The following is a 2,853-nucleotide window of genomic DNA, read 5'->3' as shown; positions in this document are numbered from 1 at the left end:
TTCGCGATCGCCCGCTGGGCCGCCGAGAACCTGACGCCCGACGAGCGCGCCGCGGCGACGGTCTACACCTCGGGCGAGCACTGCCCCATGTGCAGCGCCGCGCACGCCCTGGTGGGGCTCGGCCGGATCGTGTTCGCCTCCAGCGGCGCGCAGTACGCCGCGTGGATGGCCGAGCTGGGCGTGGCGCCGGGGCCGGTGGCCGGGCTGTCGATCACGCAGGTCGCGCCCGGCATCCCCGTCGCCGGCCCCGTGCCGGGACTCGACGACGAGGTGCGCGAGCTCCACGAGCGGGCGGCAAGGCGGTGTCTCCCCTTACGGCCGCGCGGTAGCTGATTGCGAGTATGCCGAGCGGGTGGACAGGGCGCGCCATTGCTTACCCAGTGCGTCCGCCGCGATGTCGCCCGGACGAGCTGACGGCAGATGATTCTGGCCTATTCGGCAATCCCAAATGGCACCGCGACGATCGCGTGGCGGGTGTCGACCACTATCTCCATCCCCACCACAAAACCTCCGCTACGCATCGCCTCAGGCAGTCTCCCCTGCTCATCACCTTGAAAGTTAATGCTGAACACCTCTCGCTTCGACCAACAGCGAGTCATGTCCAACTGGCCGCCAGCCGGCAGGGCCGTCCTGCCATTGAGAGCGGAGTCGCGACTCTCGTCATAGGAGTGGCCACCCTCGACACTCTCGCCCAGTTCGGCGAACACCAATCCTGATTGAGTCTCAGTCCGAGTTTCCTCGTCGTATATCAATCCGGGGAGACCGTATTCGACCTGCTCGCTAATCGGCAACCACTCCGATGATTCCAATATCTCCTTGTCGACGGTCGCGTGCTGACTTAATTCACGTAGGGTTATCTGAGCCTTGGTAATAGGTGCTGTCGGAAGAAATGCCGCCCAGCCTTTGCCGTCCTCCGTTTCTCCAGATAGGCCCGACATTGGAGGGATATTGTTCGCCAATGTGAAGTCGAGGCAAATGTACGCGCCATCAAGAATGCGCGCATTATCTACCCTAATGTCGAGCATCGGCGTCCAATCACGATGCTCCTCGTACTCACCCAAGACGTATCCGTTTAAAACATCACCCAAGCTTTCCTCGCGGTCATACTTTGCTTGGATACGCGGATCGGTCATGTCCAGCTGCACGGTTTTGCCGTACTCGATCAGGTAAGCCGTTCCAGGCTGGCCCTGAAGATACTCAGCCACGACCTGGGCGAGTTCAGCGCTGGCCTCCTCCTGTGCAGCAGCGCCGCCAGCGGACGAGCCGCAGCCGGCCAAGGTCACGGCGGCGATGGATGCAACCGTCAGGACAGCACTACCAGTGCGGAATGCACGCATAAACCAGAAACTCCTCGATGCGATTGCCGATCATGGACGGCAGAGAGTCCGATCTTTTCACACTCACAGAACAAAGCCGCCGCATCCGCCGCACTCCCCCCTCAGCCGCGAAGGACACAGGACACCACTTTTGCTTTTTCGATGCTGCCAACAGCACGTGAAGCTGGCGCACGTTCTTTCATTAAGTTTCTTTCCAAGTCCACGTCACCACGTGCTCGGCACCACCTAATGCATAGTGTCGGCGGCCATGGTCCCACTCCATTCCCACTGCCCATCGGCGAACTGGCGAAGACGTGACTGTGTCTGCCCCGCCGGGCCACCGTCTCGCGGGTCACCACTCAGCTAAGGGGGACATGCTAGTCCGTGATCGCTTCGAGCGGGCCCGTCTTGGCGGCGCGGTGCGCCGGCCAGAGTGAGGCCAGCACGCCCACGAACGCCGAGCACACCAGCACGATCCCGATCATCCCCCACGGGATGGTCGTCATCTGCAGGCCACTGCCCGCGAGCACGGTGACGAACGCCCAGCCCAGGTAGACGCCCATCGCGGCGCCGATGAGCGCGCCGAACACGGCGATCTGCGTGGACTCGAGGTTGATCGTGCGCCGCACCTGGGAGCGCTGCATGCCCACGGCGCGCAGCATGCCGATCTCGGTGCGGCGTTCGATCACCGACAGCGCCAGGGTGTTGACGATCCCGAGCACCGCCACCACCAGCGCCAGGCCGAGCAGTGCGTAGATGATCGTGAGCAGCTGGTCCACCCCGCCGGTCTGCTGGTCGATGTACTCCTGCTTGTTCTGCACCATCGCGATGGGCGTGTCCGCCAGCTCGGCGGTGACCGCCTCGAGCGCCTGCTCGGAGGTGTAGCCCTCCGCCGGGGTGACGAGCACGTTGAAGGTGGTCCGCAGGGTCTCCGGCACCAGCTGCTCGTACATCTGACTACCGATGTAGAACTGGCCGAGGACCTGGGAGTCCTCGTAGACGCCGGTGACCCGCAGCGTGTACTCGCTGCCGTCGGGCCCGACCAGTGGCACGGTCGTACCGTAGGTCCACCCCTTGTCCCGGGCCACGGAACGCGACACGACCAGCGAGTCCTCCTCCGGCTGGAGGGAACCGTCCACGACCCTGGCGTCGATCAGCTCCTCGACCGGTCCGCCCGCCGCGGAGATGAGCTGCTGCTCGCCGCCGATCAGGCCGAACGCGAACGCCAGGTACGCGACCTCGCCCACCTCGTCCACACCGGCGATCCGCTGCTCGATCGCCCCCGGCAGCGGCACCGGCGGGCCCTGGGAGGCGACGCCCTGTACCACCACGTCGGCGTTGATGTCCTGGTCGATGATCCCGCTGATGCTCTCCTTGGTGGTGGCGCCGAGCGTGCCGAACGCCGCGACCAGGGTCAGCCCCAGGGTGAGCGCGAACGCGGTGGCCGCGGTGCGGCGGGTGTTGCGTCCGGCGTTGGTGGCGGCGAGCTTGCCGACCGCCCCGAAGGGCGCGCCGATCACCCGGCCGATCCCGCCGG

At 65.2% G+C, this 2,853-nt stretch carries 3 protein-coding genes; 1 reads left to right on the top strand and 2 read right to left on the bottom strand.

Annotated features, from left to right (window positions below):
* A partial coding sequence (locus G6016_RS13310) for a tRNA-specific adenosine deaminase (RefSeq protein ID WP_479682410.1) occupies positions 1-333 on the top strand: 333 nt, incomplete at its 5' end.
* 98 nt (positions 334-431) lie between these two features.
* Here the strand turns inward: G6016_RS13310 and G6016_RS13305 are convergent.
* Entirely contained in the window at positions 432-1,337 is a 906-nt protein-coding gene (locus G6016_RS13305) for a hypothetical protein (protein WP_182633119.1), read from the bottom strand.
* Positions 1,338-1,693: 356 nt separating this feature from the next.
* A partial coding sequence (locus tag G6016_RS13300) for an FtsX-like permease family protein (protein ID WP_182633118.1) occupies positions 1,694-2,853 on the bottom strand: 1,160 nt, incomplete at its 5' end.

It is taken from the genome of Dietzia aerolata (assembly GCF_014144865.1).
Classification (GTDB): domain Bacteria; phylum Actinomycetota; class Actinomycetes; order Mycobacteriales; family Mycobacteriaceae; genus Dietzia; species Dietzia aerolata.
The sequence above is the reverse complement of the archived record's forward strand: the minus strand, read 5'-3'. Positions and strand labels throughout refer to the sequence as shown.

What these genes read in the sequence shown, in the direction of transcription:
- G6016_RS13305 (WP_182633119.1), bottom strand. Translation starts at nt 1,337, where the DNA reads ATGCGTGCATTCCGCACTGGTAGTGCTGTCCTGACGGTTGCATCCATC.